Raw genomic sequence first — 21,604 nt, 5'->3', positions numbered from 1 at the left:
ACTGCACATGCTGACTATTGAAGGCTTGACGATTCGATCAAAAGCAAAAACAATTGTAGAGCAACTGGGACTTGCCGTTCGTCGGGGGGAATGGTTTGCACTTGCCGGCGAAAGCGGTAGCGGCAAAAGCATGACTGCGTTCGCTATTGGTGGCCTGCTCCCCTCTTCTGTTACAGCGGAAGGAATCATTGCGTGGAAGGACAATAATTTGCTAGCCCTATCCGCTAAACAAAGACGTTCCTTGCTTGGTAGTGAAATATCTTACATTTTTCAAGACTATCACGGGGCCTTCACCCCCTTTCTACGTGTGGGCAGCCAACTGGACGAGCTGATGCGCGCTCACGGCAAACAAGATCGCAAGGCGCGTAAGCAGCGCTGTATCGAGGTGCTGGAGCGCGTACAGCTTCCCGCCGAGCGTGTGTACCGCAGCTATCCGTTCCAGCTCAGCGGCGGTCAATTGCAACGGGCGGCTATTGCGGCTGCACTGCTGCTGGAGCCAAAGTTGCTCATTGCGGACGAGCCAACAACCGCGCTGGATACGCTCACAGCTCATCGGGTGCTCCAGCTCATTGACCAAATCCGGACGGAAACAGGCATTTCCGTCTTGTGGATCACTCACGACCTGCGGCATGTACGCAAGTATGCGGATCGAATCGCAGTGATGCGTGCAGGTTCACTGGTTGAAACTGGGGAAACGCAAGCGGTGCTGAATCATCCGGCCCACCCGTATACACGTCGCCTACTGGCGGCTATTCCGCCGCTGTCTCTAGGCGCTCCAGCACGTTTGCCATACAACAGCACCGAAGAACAGATCGCATCGGAAAGGAGCGCTTTACATGAATGATCAAACCACCACCTGCGTTCAGCGGCAAGACACGTCTAATCCTGTCGTTACCGTCTCCGGTTTGACGAAGGCTTACGCGGGAGGCAAAACAGTGCTACAAGATGTTGCACTGTCGATCTCACCCAGAGAATGTCTGGGCGTCGTCGGAGAAAGTGGCAGTGGGAAAAGCACACTCGCTCGCTGTATTCTGACATTGGACCCGTTTGATCAAGGTGAGCTTAGATTGGATGGACAGTCTATCCGGGGGTTAAAGCGGAGCGAATTAAAACGGATTCGCAGCAGGCTGGGTGCGGTATTTCAGCATCCTGCTGCGGCTTTGAACCCCAGACTAACCATCCTGCAATTACTGATGGAACCACTGGACCAGCTTAAGTACTATGTTCCTTCCTTTATGGCGGGTATGCCCTCAGGACGTCGGGATATAGCAGAACATCTGCTTGGTATGGTAAAGCTTCCAGCCAGCTATCTGGATAAGTTTCCACATCAGCTCAGCGGTGGGGAAAAGCAGCGTGTAACCATCGCGCGCGCCATCAGTACAGAGCCGGATTTTATCGTATTGGATGAGCCAACAGCAAGTTTGGATGTGACCACGCAAGCCACCGTTTTGAATCTGCTCAAGGATTTACAGGATGAGCTTGGGCTGGCTTATCTGTTTATATCCCATGATCTGGCGGCTGTGCACTTTATGAGTGATCGAATCATGGTCATGAAAGATGGCAGTGTGCTTGAGCATTTTTCCAAAGAAGCATTATTTCATTCGGATCGCCATCCCTATACACAATCGTTACTGGAGGTTTTTTCAACATGTTGCCTTCCCACCGAGCCTATCTTGCTTTAGCTATCCCTTTAATTATTTCGACGATTACAACCCCGCTGCTCGGTGCGGTGGATACAGCAGTAATCGGTCATTTGAGCTATTCCGCATATTTAGGCGGTGTAGCAGTGGGTACTCTCATTTTCAATACTTTATATTGGCTGTTTGGCTTTCTGCGAGTCAGCACATCGGCTTTCACGGCACAAGCCGCGGGGGCACAAAATAACGGCCAAAGCATAGCCGCTCTCATGCGCCCACTGGCCATTGCTTTACTCATCGGTGCGGCATTCATTGTGTTGCAAAAGCCGATCCTGCTAGCTTCTCTACAGTTAATCCATCCTGCTCAGGATGTGGCGGCGCAGGCAGCGATTTATTTTAACATTCGTATTTGGGGAGCCCCCCTTACACTGGTGAACTATGTGCTGCTCGGCTGGCTGATGGGTTTGTCCCGCGTGAAGGCGACATTGTTTTTGCAAATTTCGATGAATGTAATCAATATGGTATTGGCTATTGTATTCACACAGATCATGCATTGGAATGTCACTGGTGTGGCAAGCGCTACTCTGATTGCGGAAGTTCTTGCATGTGTATTTGGTCTTGTGCTGGTGTTCCGTTCATCGATTTGGAGAGAATGGAAGCGAAGCGGGCCGATGAATTGGCGAGGATGGTTTGGAGTCTCAGAGTTAAAAAGTGTCATGGCGACAAACCTTGATCTCATGATTCGTACAGCCTGTCTGCTGACGATGTTTAATCTGTTTACGGCGCGCAGTGCGAGCTTTGGAACCGATCAGTTGGCAGCGAACGCTATTTTGTTGCAAATCCACTACATTATAGCTTACTTTTTTGACGGGTTTGCTAACGCCAGCAGCATCATGACGGGGCAGGCCCGTGGTGCCGGGGATCGGAAAATGCTCCAAAGAGTTATCCATCTGTCATGGTTCTGGACGCTGGTTACCAGCGTAGTGACGGGAGGATTGTATTTTGCACTGAAAGAGCCGCTTATCTCACTGTTTACGGATAATGCTACAGTGATTAGCCTTACAGGCCCTTACAATGGCTGGATTGTGGCCTTTCCGCTAGCTGCCGGACTGGGACTGGTATTCTACGGTGTGTTTACGGGGATGTTGGTAACGTACCCCATCCGTAATTCTATGATGATTTCATTGGTCTGCTTTTTGATCGCTATCTTCTGGTGCGTTCCTCATTATGGGAATCATGGACTTTGGCTGTCCTTTATCGTGTTTGCATTAGGACGGTCACTGTTTCTTATGATCTACTTGCCTCGGTTGCATAGGATATAGCAGCTTATAATGCTGGCGAACGCGTTAATGCGTGCGGTTCTATAACAGCGAGCGTCCACCACAAACACCTGCTTTACAACGTACTCAAAAGCAAAGGATGTCCCATCAACCATGTACGTGGCGTTGGGACATCCTTTTTTAAAATTTATACACAGGGCTTTCTGTTAGGAGTTTGCAGATACCTCTACTCGCCTTGAGGAACGGTCAAGCCTAGACCTTCGGCTACACGGCGTCCGTATTCAGGATCAGCTTTGAAGAAATGCCCGATCTGACGCAGTTTGATTTCATCACTTTCTACGGGCTTCATCGCATTTACGATGTTTTGGACCAGACGCGCACGCTCTTCTTCACTGAGTAAGCGGTACAGGTCGCCCGGCTGTGTGTAGTGGTCATGATGATCGTAGGCTACACTTTGAGCTTCGCCAGACACTTCAAAAGGAGCGATTTTGTGCGCTGGTGATTCTTTGGGTCCACCGAGACTGTTAGGCTCGTAATAAACAGATCCTCCACCATTACTGTCACTGCGCAATGCACCATCACGTTGGTAGTTGTGTACTTCCGCATGCGGACGGTTGATCGGCAACGAATTGTGATTTGCACCGACACGATAGCGATGTGCGTCGCCGTAAGCAAACAGGCGCCCTTGCAGCATTTTATCCGGGGATGCCTCAATACCAGGAACAAATGAACCCGGCGAGAATGTCGCCTGCTCTACTTCAGCAAAATAGTTCTCAGGATTGCGATCCAGCACCATGCGCCCTACCTCGATCAGCGGGTAATCCTTTTGAGACCATACTTTTGTCACATCGAATGGATCAAAGCGGTACGTATCTGCATCTTCTACTGGCATAATCTGCACATGAAGTTTCCATGCAGGAAAATCACCTTTCTCAATGGCATTAAACAAATCTTCTGTATGATAATCCGGATTTTCACCGGCAATTTTCGCAGCCAAATCCACATCGAGATTTTGTACGCCTTGCTCCGTTTTAAAATGATATTTCACCCATACTGCCTGTCCCTCGGCGTTTACCCACTTGAACGTGTGGCTACCGAAACCATGCATATGTCTAAGTGTAGCAGGAATGCCGCGGTCAGACATGAGAATACTTACCTGATGCAGCGATTCAGGAGATAAGGACCAGAAATCCCAGACAGCATTCGGGTTTTTCAGATGCATTTGCGGATGACGTTTTTGCGTATGAATAAAATCTGGAAACTTAATGGCATCCCGAATAAAAAAGACAGGTGTATTATTGCCCACGAGATCATAGTTGCCTTCCTCTGTATAAAACTTCACCGCAAAACCACGTGGATCGCGTACGGTATCGGACGAGCCCTGCTCACCCGCCACAGTAGAAAAGCGGATAAACATTGGTGTACGCTTGCCCACTTCGGACAGGAAGCTTGCTTTTGTATATGCAGACAAATCATTAGTGACTTCAAAATATCCGTGCGCCCCCGCACCTTTCGCATGAACAACGCGTTCCGGCACACGCTCCCGGTTAAAATGCGCCAGTTTCTCCAGTAGATGCACATCCTGAATTAATGTGGGACCACGTGAGCCTGCTGTGATTGAATTTTGATTATCTCCAACAGGAGCACCCCAGCTTGTAGTCAGGTTGTTTGGTTGTTTACTCATGATTGAAATCACCTCTTGAATGAATTGGTTGACTATGTGTTGTAATCAAAAAAACCTCCCACCTCTGACACCATATATCTGAAAGAACCAGGGGGAAATTCAGACGGCTTCAAGATGGAGAGGTCTATTCTATTTAAACACGAATTCTGTTTTGGATAATGAAGATTTCAGGAAGATTTGAAAAAGGTTTGACGAAGATTAGAACAGCAAGGATTCCCTGTCGAGAAAATCCAAGATATCCTGAACCGACTGGATTACCTCCCGGCCTTCAGTGGATACGATTAGATCAGGCTCCAGCGGTGCTTCATATGGAGCATCAATCCCCGTAAAATGATGAATTTCTCCGGCTCGCGCTTTCTTGTACATCCCTTTTGGATCGCGTCGCTCGCATTCTTCCAGACTGCACTGTATATAGATCTCATAGCAGCCTTCCTGCTGTAAAATCTCCTTTACCATTTCACGATCCTCACGATAAGGGGAAATGGTGGCGCAAATCGTTAGAACACCCGCATGTGCCATTAGTTTTGACACTTCAGCAATCCGGCGGATATTTTCTTTGCGGTCAGCGGGCAGGAAACCCAGATTGCGATTTAAACCATGCCGAACATTATCCCCATCCAAAATAAACGTGCGTATGCCTCGTGCGTATAACGCTTTTTCAAGTGTGGAGGATACTGTTGACTTTCCCGAGCCAGACAGCCCTGTAAACCAAAGCACCGTACTTTTATGTCCATTCAGAAGCTGACGCGCTTGCTTATCAACATCAGATACATGCCAGGTAATGTTCGTAGATGGATTCATTCAGCACCTTCCTTCCTTTTTCAAGAGATATTATAGTAAACGATTTTTTACACGGTCCCAGCTTCAGGATAATGCATTTTTAAAGCTGTTTAAAGTACGTTGCTCTGCTTTGTGGTCCAACACTGCAAAAACAATACGGTCAAATAACAAGCCATATCCTTCATCTACGAGCACTTGTTTGAACCAAAGAGCAACCTCTTCCGGCTTATTGCGGAATACTCCACAACCATAAGCTCCCAGCACAAGATGTTCTACGCCGTTTTGCTTAGCCATTCCAAGAATGTAACGAATACGCTCCAACATCACTTCACCAATCCGATTCACCTGCTCTGGCTCCCTTTCTCGCACGACTCCAGCATTAACAGCAGGGGCGGTCAGGAAATCGACTTGATACGGCTTTTCCAGCAATGTTCCCTGATCATCCCGAAATACAGGAACTTCAGGCGAATAAATCATATAATCTGAATAAAAACAGCTCCGCAGCTTCCGATTATGTTGATACATCTCTTCCATTTGTGAAATGCAAGGATACAACGCTGACGAACGAGCCAAGCTTTCCTCTTGGGCCTGGCTGCCTCCGAGAAATCCGCCCCCCGGGTTTTTAGCTGATGCAAAATTCAAACACGCCACGTGGGCCAGCTTCTCCTCGACCTGGAGTCTGTATGCCGCCTGCAATGTACTTTCTCCCGTGATTTCCATCTTTGCAATGATCGCCTGTTCGTCTACGCGGAAAGAAGGCCCCAATATGCTTTTTATTCTTTGCTCTGTCTCCTGCTTTACAGCTACAAGCTGAGAAGGTGTATATAACTTCGAGCCTGTGATCGCATTCCCTACCTCTTTTTCCATATTCACTTGTGCTTGTTTGGTATTCGTGTAATACCCATTCTCCAAAATGGATAGTGTTTCCTGCGCCATATGTGATCGAGCATCCCGGTTGCTCCGGGAATTCATCGTATTTGTCATAATGACTATTCCTCCTTTTGCAATATATCCTCACGTAAATTCGTCAATATTTCCCCAAGCCAGTTCGTGCCACGCCATAGCTTGCGGTTCTGAATACGAGCATCGTTTTCAGCTAAGCCTACACCCCAAATGATATCTGTCGGACTAGCTTCAACCAGTGTGGTTCCCTTCGTTTTAAGCAGGTGCTTGAGCAAATTCGGATTTTGTGTAAACTTGGCATAATTACCGTCATACACAAATTGCCGGCAATTCGCCTCCCACAAGGATTGGTCAAATCCGCGCACACTGCGGCCACGGGCTTTTTGCTCCCTTGGGGTAGGGGCTTGCATAATTTTCAGGGCCGCTTCTTCATCCCCAAAAAGCTGCGCTTTTTTTAACATCATATATTGCTCGGCGCAGTTAAACTTCAATCCATCCACGACAAAATCAGAAGGATACCATTGCGAAAATGGCGAATGACTGCGATAAAAAAATGTAAACTTTTCCATGAAGATTCCTCATTTCATATTCCTTTATGTTACATAAAACGCGACCGAGGCTTGAATCTGTATAGCTTGGACGGACGATGTCCAGCCGCCTTTCTGTATTCATTGGTCTCGTCCACGAGATCTGCAATTTTGCGACGAAAGGCCGCAGCCAACAGCTCCTTACCTAGAATTATTTCATACACCTGCTGAAGCTCACTCAGTGTAAACAGAGCTGGCATCAGGTGAAACGCGATATCTGTGTATTCTATTTTGCTGCGCAGACGCTCAATGCCGTACGCAATAATTTTGGCATGGTCAAAAGCAATTCCCTGTGATTCCAGCACTTCTCGCTTGATCTCAATGGTTTTTCCCTTGAGAATTTCAGTCACTTTTACTTTGGCTGACAGGCAAATGTCCCCATGCTTCAGGGTAATGTCAATGTCTTGCTCCCATGTGTAACCTTCCGACTGATTCGTCCGCGTCTCCTGAGCTACACTGTAATCCAGCTCAAACCATTGGGCATCCGCGGCATCGTCCCCCGCCTGTACCTCCAAGGAATCGTGGTCCACCAATGCCACGTAAGCGCAGCTGATGACCCGCATACGCGGATCACGTGCTACATCTCCCCATGTATATAGCTGCTCCATATAAATCTGATCCACATTCGTTTCCGTTTTAAGCTCGCGTCGCGCAGCTTCTTCCAGGCTTTCATCCATGCCTACAAAACCACCCGGCAACGCCCATTGCCCTATATAAGGATGCTCCCCTCTTTGGATCAAAAGAAGCTGGAGTGTCTTCTCCGGCAGCTTACGGTAATTCTGCTGGAGCTGGTCCATTACAGTAAATAGCAGCATATCTACCGTTACGGATGGGCGCTCATACTGATTCGCATCATAAGCGGCCAAAAATTCCTCTTCCGTCAAGCCACTGTGATTGTATTTCGATACATCTGTCACTTGCGTCACCTACCTGTTCATATATGGGTCATTCGTCACTTTGGAATCAAAAACGATGAATGCTCTATGTAACTTTTAATTTGAATCAATTGATAAAAACAAAATGTTAATATCAATACATTAATATATAATCAGTGCTTCGTCAACAGGGTGTATAGAACTATTTTTAATCAAGCGATAGTACTATAAGACTGTTTACTGAATTTTACTTGTTGCTTATTGTCATATCATGTATGATGTTTTGGTCAATATAGGAAACACAACATACTAAACACGTAGGGAGAAGATCTAATTGTCTAACCAGTTTAATCCGCAAAACAATCAACAAGGAGCACCATCCAGACCAGCCCCTGTTTACCCGCCACCTGTATCATTCAAGGAGTGGATGATCAGTTTACTCCTGATGGCTATACCGGTAGTTGGACTTATTATGATGTTTGTGTGGGCTTTTGGCGGCTCGACTAATCCGAGCAAAGCTAACTACGCTAAAGCAGGCCTTCTTTGGGCCGCTATTGTAATTGTGATTTATATCATTATTGCTGTTGCTTTATTGCCTGCTATCATAAGTTCATTGAATTCAAGCAGCTACTATTGATTTCAAGTACATAGCAAATAACCTTCTGATGAATCCACCCGATACATCAGAAGGTCTTTAAACTAAACTGCCGATCCCATTGGCAGTTTTTTATTTGATCTCTTTTCGCTTTATTCCTTATTTCATAGATAACAATTCATCATTCCCGGCACAAACTTCCTTTACTTATACCAAAGATCATCTGTTTCAAGTTCCTGTAGACTATTCAAAAACGATTTTGAATTATCGACATAAAGCTCGGTATCGATATAATACAGCTTTTTATCATGTAAGCATTGATCAATATACTCTGCACTCAAAATACTTTTATCCTCTACATTGGCGGCAAATGCCTGTAACTTGGGAAGCGCGGTTTTTTGATATTCAAGCCATGAATGATGGAATCCGGCCGGTTCTTCCAGACAATAAATGTCATGATACAACGCTTCAGCAATCCCCTTCTTCCTAAGATAGTCGGGTGAGAAAGGCATACTTTTGAAGTAGCGTCCCGTCATAGCAAATACGCGATAACTCCAATGAGGAGCACCGTGATTAGATTGGCAAAAAAGATTCAGGAAGAATACAGAGTAGTGCATTTTAATCGTAATAATGTGATGTTTCTTCACTTCCGAAACAATACGATCCGCCATCCGGCTGTCAATGATCTCATCAAAATCAGCCAAAATGATCACATCATCGTCCTCAACCTTATCCTGCAAAATAGAGGTACTCCTGTTTCTTTGGCATGCCTCATTATAAAACGCACTGTTATGGCTGAGCAGACGCCAGTACCAGCGGTCAAAGTTATCCGCGCCGCAGCTATTCACATCAAAGTACAATGAATGCTTCTCAGGTTCACGAAACAGTTGATCCGCATGAAATGGATGGTGAATGACCTTGGGACCCATATAATCTGGATTAAAGTTTGTGGGCTTATCCAAATAGCTGAATGTCTTGTTGGCTTCGATCACATGCAGTTCATCAATCCAGCCAGCATTTTCTTTTATTTTAATATCTGCAATCCGATTTTCATTGAAAAATGGGCAAAATTCGTATATTTTCATAGCCGGAAGCTCCCCTCCACTATCATAGTATTTGGCCGAACACCGATGTTTTGGCGTAGATGTTCGGATATAAAGCGTATTAACTCAGCGATCGTCTGATCTTTATAATGCAGTGAGCTATAATAGCAGGTTAAACTTAACCTATCGCGTCTAAGACCTGCCGTCATATTTAATTTGTAAGCAGAGGGATTGTCCGCCGCGTTCGTATTTCCGTAAGGAATGGATAAGGGCTCGTACAAATCATCAGCAATCCCGTTCATTTCCTCTGGTTGGTAATGGAAAAGCATGTGTGTTCGGTCCTTTAGTGGTTCCGTATTTGGATAAATATCCTGTATCATATGTCGTAAAATAAAGTAATCCATGCCTTCAGATGGAATATGCCGCAACGTGTGTGTGACATGTCCCAGTGCTAGTTCCCAGTTGTCCGATAGTTCTCCCTCTGGGATCTGAATTCGAAGAGGGTATGCTCCGGCAAAAAAACCGATTGTACGATCAATCACAATACCCGGCAAAAAGGACTCCCGTTGAGAAGACATCACATGCAGCAGCAAATCCGATTGCTTTTTCAATTGGTAACAAGCCTGTGACAATGCCGTTAATAGGATGCTGAGTGGTGTCGTATGATGCTTTACAGCCAATGCTTTTAAAAGCCGAATTTGTTCTTCTCCTTCAAGCAAATCATGCGTTAGGGTTGTCATGTGACGGTGGAGAGGCCGTATCTCCGATTCCGTGTCAACCTGTAAAGATTGGCCGCCTTCCACGACCTTACTCCATAAAGTCGATGCTTTAGAAGAAATGTCTTTCGCCGCATATTGTGTCAACGCCATGCACCAATCCCGATAACTACTCTCCTTGTCCGCATGTAACGCCAGATCACTCCCTTGTCCCGGCAAGAGAAGATGTCTCAAATCTTCTAAAAAAATGTTTATCGAGAACCCGTCAAAAATTAAATGATGGAACAGAAGCAATATCACCTGTTGCCGCTCTTCGTAATAGTGGTCAAACAACACTACTTTCCATAAAGGTCCTTCTTTGATATCGAATTCATGCTGTACTTTCGAGCAGTATTCCGAAATGTAGGTCTCATGTGAGCCCGGGACCATGTGCAAATCTACGTAAGAGACTACCTGTTCTGCACTTACTTGCTTCTCAAACTGATACCATTCATCATCATCCAGTTGAGCAAATGACAGTCGCAACGCCGCATGTTTGTTCAATAGTGACTCAAGAGATGTGTTCAGCAATTCTATAGGAATGTAATTTTTGAGCAGAGCTAGGTACGGTACATTAAACATGTTACGATTCGCCAGATCTCTTTGAAAAAAACGTTTTTGTACAGCAGACAGCGGAAATCCACCATCCGGGTATACATTTCTTGAAGACTGAATAGATGGGATATCCATATCCGGACAAAGGGCAGTTACTGTATCCGTCATTACACTGCTCAATGAAAGGGCCAAACGCTCGATGGTCTGCTCGCGAAATATTTGGTTGACTGTAACCGGATATCCGCTTTTTTGCAGCTGGCTGGCTATGCGTAGCGCATGAAGCGAATGTCCTCCCAATGCGTGAAAGTCTTCATCTTTGCCGATGTGATCAAGTTTCAGAACCTTGGCCCAAATCTCTTCTATTGTTTGTTCCAATTCAGTCTTCGGTTCACAATTTGTTTCTTGATCGCTGCTATGAATTTCTAGTAAAAGAAGCTTTTTGCGATCGATTTTCCCGTTACCCGTTAGGGGGAACGACTTCAACCAAACGTAACGAAACGGTAGCATATAAGATGGAAGACCGTCAGCCATAAATGTATAAAGTTGTTCCTCCCGCTCTTCCTCTTCCGCCGTATAGTAAGCGATCAACCGCGAATCGCCGTGAATCTCGCGTACAACGACCAGGCATTCTTTCACGACAGGATAGCTGCTAAGACGGAATTCGACTTCTCCGAGTTCGATTCGATAGCCGCGAAGTTTTACCTGATCGTCAACCCGTCCGATATACTCGATATTACCGTCTGGCAGCCATCTCGCCCGATCCCCTGTACGGTAGAGAACTTGATTTACTCGTCTTTCACGATCTTTGGCAGAGCTATATGGATTCGGAGTAAACACATGCTGTGTCAATTGGTTTTGCAGCCAATAGCCCCTTGCAATCCCGTCTCCTCCCACATATAATTCCCCGACTGCCCCGACAGGCTGAACACGGCCCTGTTTGTCCAGGATATAACAAGTTGAATTACTAATGGGCTTGCCGATGGGAATATTCTGCTCAAAAGGCTCTTCGATCCGGTAGCTCGTCGAAAATGTGGTGTTCTCCGTAGGACCGTATGCATTGAGAATCGAAAGTTCCGGATAGGCGAGCCGGATACGGTTTATATGCTTAACAGACAAAACTTCCCCACCTACGGCCAGCCATTTGAGCCCAGCAAACATCTTTTCATTTTCTTCAATCCAGTGATTACACAGTGCGGAACTTAGCCACAGAGTATTAATTCTCCACTCCTTCATCCGCTGCTCCAGCATATGGATATTTAGAAGATCATCTTTTGAAACTACAAACAGATGGCCTCCATTCAGCAACGTCCCCCAAATTTCAAACGTAGAAGCGTCAAAAACAGGCGAACCCGTATAGATCAATCTGATGTCAGAGGAAAACGGGAAATACCATGTGTTTTTGACCAAGCGAATGACATTGCGATGTTCTACCATCACGCCTTTCGGTTTTCCCGTCGAGCCAGATGTATACATCAGATAAGCAAGGTCATTGGGAGCAGTCATATTCTCCTTCTCTTCTTGTTGTACAACTCCAGTTTGATCAAAATGCTCTGTATCAATCAGTTTCAAACGGATTCCCTTACAGAATTCCGAGATACTTCCTGCCCCTTTCTGTGAGGTGATGATGGTGTTCAGTCTAGCGTCCTCGATTAATTCGCGGGTTCTTTCTACCGGAAAATCGGGGTCTATGGGCACATAGGCACATCCCGCTTTCATGATTGCCAGGATGGATACAATGAATTCGAGAGAGCGGGGCAAGTATACTCCAATAAACTTTCCATGACTGCCGGCATCATCTGTTAACTTATTGGCAATGTGCTGGGACATTAGGTTTAGGGTGTGGTAAGACATAACCTGATTGTGCGTAATTACTGCAGGCTGCGAAGGCCGTAGCTTCGCTTGCTCCTGGAACAAATCAACAATCGAACGATCTCTGGGATACGCTGTATACGTATTGTTCCAGTCGTAGACGACTCGATCATATTCATCCTTGCTCATGAAGCAAACATCTCCGACTGTGTGATTCGGATTTTTCAGCACATATTCCAACGTATTTAGCAGATGCTCTGCCAGTCGGCAAACCGTTTCTTGTTTCAATCGATCCGCATCATAAATAAACTTGATGGTGATCTGTTCCCCGTCGTTGGCAACCGTGATGGTCATTGGGTAATTGGTTTTCTCACGCTCCTCCATAGCTGACATCTTCAATTCATTTTCAGGCTGCTGATAATCGTTCATATAACTCTCAAATGCCACGATGCTGTAAAACATGGCATGTCCTTGAATAGCACTCCAGTCCTTCAGTTCGTTCAGACTCACATAGCTGTAGTCGTTCAGTTTCTGAATGGTTTGGTGTAGCTTCTCTACATATTCAGTGATGGTTTGCTCCACATTCCAGTGCATGACCAAGGGCAATGTATTAATCAGCATACCTGTTATGCGATCCGCTTTTAAAAGATCCGATCCCCTCCCGGACACGACCATGCCAAATACAGTTGTATCTGCATCATGATAGACTTGTAGCACTTTCCCCCATGCAAACTGTATCAACGTATTTAGCGAAACTTGTGTTTGTTGTACAAAAGCAGCTATACGCTTGGTTAGGCTCGAATCGATATAAAGGGTCTCGGTCTGCTGTTTCTCAATCGGTTGATGTACATCGGGAAGTATGCTACCCTTCTCTATCGGCAGAAGGGTAGGCTCCGTTACGTCCGCCAAATAATCCTTCCAGAATGACTCGGCCTCCGTGCGGTCCTTATCGTTCAGCCAACGAATATAAGTTTCAAAAGAGCGGGACAAGCTGCGCTGTGGTATCCTGTTTTGCAGGCTACAAGCATAGAGTTCATGAACCCGATTCAGCAGTAGCGGCAGGCTCCAACCATCCAGCAAAATATGGTGGTAACTCCAGATCATCGTCCATTCAGTCGGAGCAGTCTGAATCAGTGTTATGCGGTACGCAGGCAGGCTCAGATCAAAACGGCGATTACGATCCAGGGTCATCCATCGTTCGATACACTCCTGTTGCCGCTCTGGTTGCTCTGCTCCAAAATCCAAAAACGTCCAATCCCATTCTGCTTTTCGGACAATGACTTGTATAGGCTTGTCCAACGCTTCCCAAATGTAACATGTCCGCAAGCAATCATTTTCGGCAATGACGCTGTTCCATGCTTCCCGGTAACGGTTAACATCCAGCCTGCCATGATATTTCCAACTGACCTGCACGAAGTACTGATCGGACGCGGAATGATCTAAATAATGGAACAGCAGTCCTTCCTGTAAGGGACTTAGATGCATCATTTTATCCAGACCATATTGTATATGGTATGTTTTTACGATCTGATCCAGCGAATGCTGTTCCAGTGACACCGATGGAAAATCACTTGGTGTAAACTCTTCGTGTTCAGCCCGGCTACAATGCTCGATGATAGCAAGCAGACGTGATATGAAAGTATCTATCAACTGAGTAATGGTCGCTTCTTCATAGTGGCGTTTGCTATATTTCATAAACAAATGCAGTTTTCCATGAACAATGGAACAGTTGAGTTCCAATAGGCTTGTTCCATGATTAAGCGGCGAGCTATGATCCTGTGCTGCGTCACGCGTAAAACCTAACCACTGGTTTAATCCGCTCGCATTCGCCTGTTCGAATTGGCCCAAATAATTGAATAGAGCCTGAGGTTCGGAAGCTGTTAACGCGGAACGGACTTCTTCGTTCGGATGGCAGTATCTCAAAGCACCATATGAAAGGCCGCGGTGTGGAATACAACGTAACTGCTCTTTGACGGATTTAATCGTCGCTCCCAAAGTGTAACTGTCCGTAATCCGAATGCATACCGGAAACATTGAGGTAAACCAACCGATAGTTCTTGTCAGATCCATATCGGATACAAAGTGCTCACGTCCATGACCTTCTAACCGAAACGCAATCGTCTTTTGCCCAGACCAAGCGGAGAGCGCCAGGGACCAGGCCGTAAGCAGCAGGTCGTTGATCTCCGTATGATAAGCTTGGGAGCAATGGTACACAAGTAACTGTGTATCGTTTGGAGTAAGCATTGTAACCAATTCCGAAGATTCACTGTTCTCTCTATGATCCGGGTAATGGTCTACCGGCAGCTCAAATGCTGCACTTTGAAGCTGTACTTTTTTCCAATATTCTATATGACTTAAAGTATCTTTATTTTCAGAATAACTCATCAATACGGATTGCCACTTTTTGTATGGATTAAAAACAGGAGGCAACGCTGTACCATGATACAATTGATACAATTCCTGAACCAATATTCTCCAAGACACTCCATCAATGACCAGATGATGAATAGTCATAAATAGACGGGCTTTACCGTCAGGGTGACCTTGGATTACTCCTACATAAATCATGGTGCCCGTCTCATAATTCAGTTGTCTGTTCCATGTATCACATATGCTTGAAATTTCAGATTCGGGATCATCGACTTGTTGAATGGTGTGGCTAGCAAATTGAATGGAGGTATCCGTTCGGTAGCGCTGTAAATACGCATGCTCCCTGACTAGGATCTCCATAGACAGCTCTGGATGTAGTCGAATCAATTGGTTGATGGCAGTTTCCAGCTTTGCAGGATCAAAATCATGGAGTAAAAACAGCTGGGATTGATTGAAATAATGCGGCTCTACAAACTGTTGTTCGAAAAACCAGTGCTGGATCGGCGTCAAACCAAATTCGCCTGTCAAATCAACGATACGATTTTCCTTCTTCTCACGGTCTGCCAAAGTAACCACAGCGGCTAAATCCTTAATGGTTGGATGCTCCGCAACTTGTCTTGGGGTAAGCATGATACCGTGATCCCTGGCCATAGATACGACCTGAATGGCAAGAATCGAATCTCCCCCAACCGTGTAAAAATGGTCGTTAACACCGATATCTCCTCTTTTTAAGATCTGCCGCCAAATCCAAAGCAGTTGCTTTTCGAAACTGCCCTCGCCTGCTTCCGCAGCTTCCTCAGCAGAGAGAATTAAGGCACCTTTCGGATCGGGAAGAGCTCTACGGTCGACTTTTCCATTTGTATTTACTGGGAATGAATCCAGATGACAAAAATATGAAGGAACCATATAAGCTGGTAATGCAGAGTTTAAGTACTGCGCCAGATCGGCCTCTTTCAGCTTTTCTACGGCAGTATAATATGCCACCAGTTTATGATAGGATTTATCCTTCCAGGCTTGAACGACACATTGACCAATGTTAGGATGCTGGCGGAGCTGATGTTCTATTTCACCCAGTTCGATACGATAGCCTCTGATTTTGATCTGTTCATCACTACGACCGATAAATACCAGTTCACCGTCCGGCGTCCATTTCACAATGTCCCCGGTTTTATATAACCGCTCACTCTCTGGTGAACACTCACTACCCATGACAATCTCTTTGTAAACAAAGCGCTCCTGAGTCAGCTCCTCACGATTCAGGTATCCTCTGGCAACACCTATGCCTCCCACCCATAGTTCGCCGGGAACGCCGACCGGCACAGGATTGCCAAATGGATTCAAAACGAACAAGCGTTTGTTATAGACGGGTTTGCCGATCGTAATTTCTTTTCCTGGCCTGCAGACAGAAGTAGAACAAATAATCGTCACTTCGGTCGGTCCGTAAGCGTTCACAAATAGTCTTCCTCTTCCCCAATAGTCCACAATATCCGACGTACAGGCTTCTCCCGCGGATACAATTGTACGCAGTCTAGGCAGTTCTCTTTGTTTCATCGTTCGCAGCACAGATGGTGTCAGCATGGCAATGTGGATGTTCTTCTCTTCAAGAATATCTGAAATATCCGCATAGGGAGGCAGTTCCTCATCCGACAGCACAATCAGCGTCCCACCTACTGTTAACGTTCCGATCCATTCGTAGACCGAAGCGTCGAAACTGATGGAGGCGAATTGCATGACTCTTGAGTCTGGGGTGATCCCAAACTTTTCAACAAGATAAGGGATCAACGTAACAAGTCCAGCGTGTTCAATGAGGGTTCCCTTCGGGTTTCCAGTAGAACCTGATGTGTATATGACATAAGCCAGGTCATTCTGTTTAACCCTAATATTCAAGTTTTCGTAGGGATGATAGCGCTGCTGCACCAAGCATTCATCCACACAAATAAGCGAATGTGCTTCCATACTAATTTGGGAAATATATGGATTTAGCCTAGTCACTAATTTGCTATGCGTTATAATCATTTTGGCCTGTGCATCTTCTAAAATAAATCGGAGCCGTTCCCCGGGATATTGGGGGTCGACCGGAAGATAAGCGGCTCCCGCCTTCATAACCCCTAGCATCGATGGGATCACATCTGCGCTTCTGTCCATGACAATGGCAATCAGCGTGCCGGGCGGCAGAACGCCCTGTTCCTGTATCGAATACGACTCTAAAATCACTCGGCTGATTTGATTTGCCCGATGATTTAATTCGTAGTAGGTCAGCTTCTGCTCTCCAAACTCCAATGCAATCGCATCGGGTGTTCTGGCAGCCTGCTCCTCTATCAATTGAACCACGGTTTTATCCAAAGGATATGCTTGTTCCGTATCATTCCATTGTTGCATCTGTCTGCATTCTCTCGTAGTCAGCAGGGGGTGAAATAGTACCGCTTTCTCCGGAAGATGGAGTACATTTGCCAGCAGTGTCTGAAAATGGCCTGCGAGGCTAGCGATCTGCCTTTTTCCGAAATGTCTGCCATCATACTGTATTGCACACTCCAATAAATCCGGGCCATAACGGTAGCAGAGCGCAATCTCTGGCTGATCTGTGCCATATAAGGGAGCCAGCTCTTTCGTATTCGAACTTGGAGACGGGAAGTCACCATAAGTTTCTACGATGCCCACATTGAAGAAATCCTCCTCTATCCCTGATAGAGGATCGACTTTAGTTTGCTGCGAAAAATCCTCTCTCCACTCGCTGCTGCGATGTCGTTTGTCCCATTCCAGTTGTACCCTTTGCATCAAGGAGAGAATATGATCTTCATTCTGAATATGGATGAGCAGCGGATAGTCCAGACGACAATCTTTTCCCTCTTTGTCTGATATCACGGAATATAAAATAGGCAGAGTATATTGATTGGCGTAATGGGATAGCAATACGGACCATATGGCTGTTACAAAAGAAGACACACCCAGCTGATACTGCTGTACAAATTCCTTGATCGCTTTGACCTGTCTTGTCTTCAAATGAATTTTATAAAGCGCTTGATCTTCGCCGTCGGGATTTCCAGTATTTCCCCTGTGTTGAGAAAATAAAGGCAAGTAACGTGGTGGCATATCAGACAAACTCTGAATGGGCGTAGTTGCAGATTCTATCACTTATTGCCCCCCCCTATCCGGGATGCCGTACCGGCAGCTTGATGAAAAGCAGCCCTGACTTCCTCAACCTCCATCTCGTAACTGCATCGCATAGAAAAAATAAGGCCGTCCGTGTAGGAGGAAGCAATGCAGTTGAACAGTGAATAGATCGGCAGCGGATTCGGTTGCTTTGTGACAGTATCATCATAATATTTGCTGTAATTCAAGCCTGCTTTGGCGCTGTTTCCTAAATAGTTAAACATGAATAAATCTAGTTGCTCGTACTGCATTCCAAACTGTACAAGTTTTCTGGCCCGTTCCCACTTGTTTTTGTAATCAGGACTTGTCAGAAGATTCATAAAATTGATCGTATGGTGTTTTAATAAATCCAGCCTGCTTCTGACAGACTGCAGCATTTCATCTGAATTCTGCTTCATATCCATTAGCATAGGCACAAAATCAATAAATTCTCCGGCCGTGTTATAATATGCCGCCTCGTCGTACCTTCTTCCATCATATAAAAATAACAATGGCAGCTTATCCATACCTAAATAAGTTTGCAAGCCCCTTGTATAGACAGAAAGCGCAAACTCCAAAGATGGGTTTTCAGCCGGGATGCTCACGTTAAACAGGTAGGCTTCTGTGCTCGTTCTAAGCTTCGGGGATTGTAAGATGTCCTGTTTGCTTTTTTGGAACGCTTCCAAATTAAAAGTCGATATCAATTCTTGTTCCGTGATTCCTTTGGGTCCCCTTTGGATTTGTTTCACATACTCCACATAGGGCTTCACTTCATCCGTAGGAAGGGATTGATTTTGAAGCAGACTCCTGTAGCAAGCCATTACCTGCCGTTCGGCTACTTCCGAAGTCACCCGATCGCATATCGCATGATGATAAAGAGTTATGACATAATGTTCACGCAGATTTCGTTTCAGCACAAACATGTGAAACAAAGTATTTTCTCCGGCGAATCGGGTGTTCGACATGTAATCATTTATCATTTTCATAAAGGGGCCGCATGGATTGCAATCCGACACGTCGATGATGTTAAGTTTTGGCAAGCCAGCGCGAGGCAGTACGTATTCCCTCCAATAAGTCCATTCATCTCTTTGAGCAGGAACGCTTCTCAGTAATCCTTGACTTTGTACAAATTGAGCGTAAGCCTGATCCAAAAAATCATAATTCACATACTCATCCAGCCTAAATATGCCTAAACTGGGCGGTGTATGAAACGAAATTTGCATTTGTTGAATTCCACTGAGCGGATATTCTTGTGCCACTTGCCCCGTTTTAACCCACTGATCTCTTCTCCAATAATCGTCTTCCAACTGATTGCGAAACATTGCCACCTTATCCATATTTACGCTATTCAGACCCAGACGCTGGAAAAATGCCTCTTCATCGATGGTCCAGTATTGATCATCCATTTTAGCTTTTTGATGCAGTGGTACAATGTAGTGTGGCAGTAGTTCTTTAGCGACTTTCCCGTCAATGATCCGCATGATATGGTCTATGTCAGCCACCGTGTTGGAGTAAAGCACCTGAATATCTCTAACTTCATGAAGAAAATCCCTCACTTGATATTTCACCAGCTCGTAAACACCATCTGTTTCTTCGTGTAGCCAAGAAATCAATTCTTTTTTTGTTTCTATGATGCCCTGTTGCTTCCTGGACCTTTCACCATGCTGAGCCGAATGAAGATATGCGGCAAGTGCGCGGATCGTTTTATAGTGGTAAATGTCTGTTAAAGTGGTATGATATCCTGCTCGCTCCATTCTCGACATCAACGTAAGTGCATGAATAGAATGTCCACCAAGATCGAAGAAACTATCTAAAACACTGAACTGCTGAACACCCAACACATCCTGCCAGATTTCCATTAGCTTGGCTTCCAGCCCTGGCTCAGGGGACACGTAGGCTGTTCCAGTATGCACATTTCCTTCATGGGCTAACAAGGCCTTGCGATCCAGCTTTCCATTCAGTGTCAGTGGCATCTGCTCTAATTGCATAAAAAAAGATGGAATCATGTAATTCGGCAGTTTTGCAGAGAGAGCGTTTTTAATTTCATCTGCCGTCAGTTTTTTGGCCGCCATAAAGTATGCTCCCAGTTGCTTCTGACCAGTCTCATCTTCACGTGCGATAACAGCGGCTTCTTGTATATCGTTTATTTTTAATAAATGTGACTCTACTTCCCCTGGTTCAATTCGGAAGCCCCTTATTTTAACTTGATCGTCGATCCGTCCGATATATTCGATGTTTCCGTCCGCTTGCTCTTTTACCCAATCTCCGGTTCGGTACAACCTGCCTCCTGGCACCCATGGAGACTGAATAAACCTCTCTTCTGTCAGCTCTGGACGATTCAAATAACCTCTAACTAATCCATCGCCGGCGATGTACAGTTCACCTGCAACTCCTTGTGGCAGAAGATGCTGATCTTGATCCATGACGTAAACTGACGTATTGCTGATTGGTTTACCAATCGGTACGGTATTTGCATTTTCGTCCAAATGATCAATCCGGTAATAAGTTGCAAATACCGTGCTCTCGGTCGGTCCGTAGACATGAATTAAACGGCCGGGTCCTAGATGGGCAAATGCTTTACGCACATGGCTGACCGACACCTTTTCACCGCCGAATAGCAAGGTTTCAAGTGTTGCAAAGCAATCGGGATCAACATCCACCACTGCATTAAAAAGTGCTGTCGTGATAAAACATTTCGTGATCTGTTGTGTCCGTAATACACCCGATAGCTCACGTGCATTCATGATTTGATCTTGTGGGATCAAAACGAGGGTGGCTCCGTTAAGCAGAGCCCCGTAAATGCCAAATGTAGAACCATCGAACGAAAAACTGGCTACTTGTAATATCCGATCTTTTGTCGCGAATTGGATGTAATTTGTCTTTTTAACAACTCGTGTAATATTGTAGTGCATCGTCAGGGTTCCCTTAGGTTCGCCCGTAGAGCCGGACGTATACATAATGCAAGCTAGCGCATCTGAGCCTTGAATAGATGTGAGATTCCCTGTTTCTTTCCCATAGTTTCGCTTGTCCGTCAAATCCAGTACAAGACCGTCGAACTCCACTTGTTGGTGCATTGGCAGCCGGGTCAGCAGAAGCTTTGCGCCAGAATCCGTCAGCATATATTGTATACGTTCCTTGGGGTATTCCGGATCAATTGGCACATAGACTCCCCCAGCTTTTAAAATTCCGAAAATCCCAACGATCATTTCCAATGAGCATTCGACTATAATCCCGACGGACTGGTCTGTATCTACGCCTTTGGCCCGCAGAACATGTGCAAGTTGATTGGCCTGTTTGTTCAGATCAGCATACGTCAAGTGCTTGTCTCCAAATACAACTGCTACTTGCTCCGGTGTGCGCTCGACCTGCTCCTCAAACAATTGATGAATCGTTTTCTTCCGCGGGTAATCCGCTAGCGTACCGTGTAACATGCTCAACTTCATCTCCTTCTCCCATTAACGTTCATATCGATTAGGGCTTGCTCCATAAGCATCTTCTTGCAAAACTTTCTAGTAAGGGGATACTGCAAAAAAATTGAAAGCTTTCATATGAGCTAATGCTAAAAAGAGAGTAGGTATGGAACGTAGAAGTCATTTATGGAT

12 protein-coding genes are annotated in these 21,604 nt (G+C 45.6%); 4 read left to right on the top strand and 8 right to left on the bottom strand.

The features are described from left to right. The first annotated feature begins 7 nt into the window (after nucleotides 1-7). The 3 genes from AC6EJC_RS08700 to AC6EJC_RS08690 are packed head-to-tail and all read left to right on the top strand — an operon-like array spanning nucleotide 8 to nucleotide 2,959. Nucleotides 8-844, top strand: a complete 837-nt coding sequence (locus AC6EJC_RS08700) for an ABC transporter ATP-binding protein (protein WP_444953611.1) — start codon at nucleotides 8-10, stop codon at nucleotides 842-844. Beyond that, complete coding sequence (locus AC6EJC_RS08695; protein ID WP_444953610.1) at nucleotides 837-1,682, top strand: ABC transporter ATP-binding protein; 846 nt, start codon at nucleotides 837-839, stop codon at nucleotides 1,680-1,682. Before AC6EJC_RS08700 ends, AC6EJC_RS08695 begins: the two co-directional genes overlap by 8 nt. Continuing rightward, nucleotides 1,649-2,959 carry an MATE family efflux transporter gene (locus tag AC6EJC_RS08690; protein WP_444953609.1) on the top strand — a complete coding sequence of 437 codons (1,311 nt, stop codon included), beginning with the start codon at nucleotides 1,649-1,651 and terminating at the stop codon, nucleotides 2,957-2,959. The genes AC6EJC_RS08695 and AC6EJC_RS08690 overlap by 34 nt, the downstream gene beginning before the upstream one ends. A gap of 184 nt (nucleotides 2,960-3,143) precedes the next feature. Here AC6EJC_RS08690 and katA read toward each other — a convergent pair whose 3' ends face one another. From katA to AC6EJC_RS08665, 5 genes are all read right to left on the bottom strand, one after another. Continuing rightward, nucleotides 3,144-4,601, bottom strand: a complete 1,458-nt coding sequence (gene katA / locus AC6EJC_RS08685) for a catalase KatA (RefSeq protein ID WP_444953608.1) — start codon at nucleotides 4,599-4,601, stop codon at nucleotides 3,144-3,146. 198 nt (nucleotides 4,602-4,799) lie between these two features. Continuing rightward, a complete protein-coding gene (gene cysC, locus AC6EJC_RS08680) occupies nucleotides 4,800-5,402 on the bottom strand; it encodes an adenylyl-sulfate kinase (protein ID WP_444953607.1) in 603 nt (200 codons plus the stop codon). 63 nt (nucleotides 5,403-5,465) lie between these two features. Continuing rightward, nucleotides 5,466-6,365: a TIGR02452 family protein gene (locus AC6EJC_RS08675; RefSeq protein ID WP_444953606.1), complete on the bottom strand. Its 900-nt coding sequence runs from the start codon at nucleotides 6,363-6,365 to the stop codon at nucleotides 5,466-5,468. A gap of 5 nt (nucleotides 6,366-6,370) precedes the next feature. Next, on the bottom strand, nucleotides 6,371-6,853 hold the full coding sequence (ybiA, locus tag AC6EJC_RS08670) for a riboflavin biosynthesis intermediates N-glycosidase (RefSeq protein ID WP_444953605.1): 483 nt from the start codon (nucleotides 6,851-6,853) through the stop codon (nucleotides 6,371-6,373). Nucleotides 6,854-6,882: 29 nt separating this feature from the next. Next, nucleotides 6,883-7,788 carry an NUDIX hydrolase gene (locus AC6EJC_RS08665; protein ID WP_444953604.1) on the bottom strand — a complete coding sequence of 302 codons (906 nt, stop codon included), beginning with the start codon at nucleotides 7,786-7,788 and terminating at the stop codon, nucleotides 6,883-6,885. Nucleotides 7,789-8,080: 292 nt separating this feature from the next. On the opposite strand from AC6EJC_RS08665, the gene AC6EJC_RS08660 reads away from it, so the two are divergent. Then, a complete protein-coding gene (locus AC6EJC_RS08660; RefSeq protein ID WP_444953603.1) occupies nucleotides 8,081-8,383 on the top strand; it encodes a hypothetical protein in 303 nt (100 codons plus the stop codon). Nucleotides 8,384-8,544: 161 nt separating this feature from the next. Here AC6EJC_RS08660 and AC6EJC_RS08655 read toward each other — a convergent pair whose 3' ends face one another. The 3 genes from AC6EJC_RS08655 to AC6EJC_RS08645 are packed head-to-tail and all read right to left on the bottom strand — an operon-like array spanning nucleotide 8,545 to nucleotide 21,445. Next, the gene (locus AC6EJC_RS08655) at nucleotides 8,545-9,426 is read right to left on the bottom strand and encodes a glycosyltransferase family 17 protein (protein ID WP_444953602.1); all 882 of its coding nucleotides are present in this window, start codon (nucleotides 9,424-9,426) and stop codon (nucleotides 8,545-8,547) included. Beyond that, nucleotides 9,423-18,005: a non-ribosomal peptide synthetase gene (locus tag AC6EJC_RS08650; protein WP_444953601.1), complete on the bottom strand. Its 8,583-nt coding sequence runs from the start codon at nucleotides 18,003-18,005 to the stop codon at nucleotides 9,423-9,425. The genes AC6EJC_RS08655 and AC6EJC_RS08650 overlap by 4 nt, the downstream gene beginning before the upstream one ends. Continuing rightward, nucleotides 18,002-21,445, bottom strand: coding sequence for a non-ribosomal peptide synthetase (locus tag AC6EJC_RS08645; protein WP_444953600.1), 3,444 nt, complete (start codon nucleotides 21,443-21,445; stop codon nucleotides 18,002-18,004). Before AC6EJC_RS08645 ends, AC6EJC_RS08650 begins: the two co-directional genes overlap by 4 nt. Nucleotides 21,446-21,604 lie beyond the last annotated feature (159 nt).

This window comes from Paenibacillus sp. TY11 (genome assembly GCF_059772165.1).
Note: the sequence above shows the minus strand (reverse complement) of the source record. Positions and strands in the feature narration are given on the sequence as shown.

What these genes read in the sequence shown, in the direction of transcription:
- AC6EJC_RS08700 (WP_444953611.1), top strand. Translation starts at nt 8, where the DNA reads ATGCTGACTATTGAAGGCTTGACGATTCGATCAAAAGCAAAAACAATT.
- AC6EJC_RS08695 (WP_444953610.1), top strand. Translation starts at nt 837, where the DNA reads ATGAATGATCAAACCACCACCTGCGTTCAGCGGCAAGACACGTCTAAT.
- AC6EJC_RS08690 (WP_444953609.1), top strand. Translation starts at nt 1,649, where the DNA reads ATGTTGCCTTCCCACCGAGCCTATCTTGCTTTAGCTATCCCTTTAATT.
- katA (WP_444953608.1), bottom strand. Translation starts at nt 4,601, where the DNA reads ATGAGTAAACAACCAAACAACCTGACTACAAGCTGGGGTGCTCCTGTT.
- cysC (WP_444953607.1), bottom strand. Translation starts at nt 5,402, where the DNA reads ATGAATCCATCTACGAACATTACCTGGCATGTATCTGATGTTGATAAG.
- AC6EJC_RS08675 (WP_444953606.1), bottom strand. Translation starts at nt 6,365, where the DNA reads ATGACAAATACGATGAATTCCCGGAGCAACCGGGATGCTCGATCACAT.
- ybiA (WP_444953605.1), bottom strand. Translation starts at nt 6,853, where the DNA reads ATGGAAAAGTTTACATTTTTTTATCGCAGTCATTCGCCATTTTCGCAA.
- AC6EJC_RS08655 (WP_444953602.1), bottom strand. Translation starts at nt 9,426, where the DNA reads ATGAAAATATACGAATTTTGCCCATTTTTCAATGAAAATCGGATTGCA.
- AC6EJC_RS08645 (WP_444953600.1), bottom strand. Translation starts at nt 21,445, where the DNA reads ATGAAGTTGAGCATGTTACACGGTACGCTAGCGGATTACCCGCGGAAG.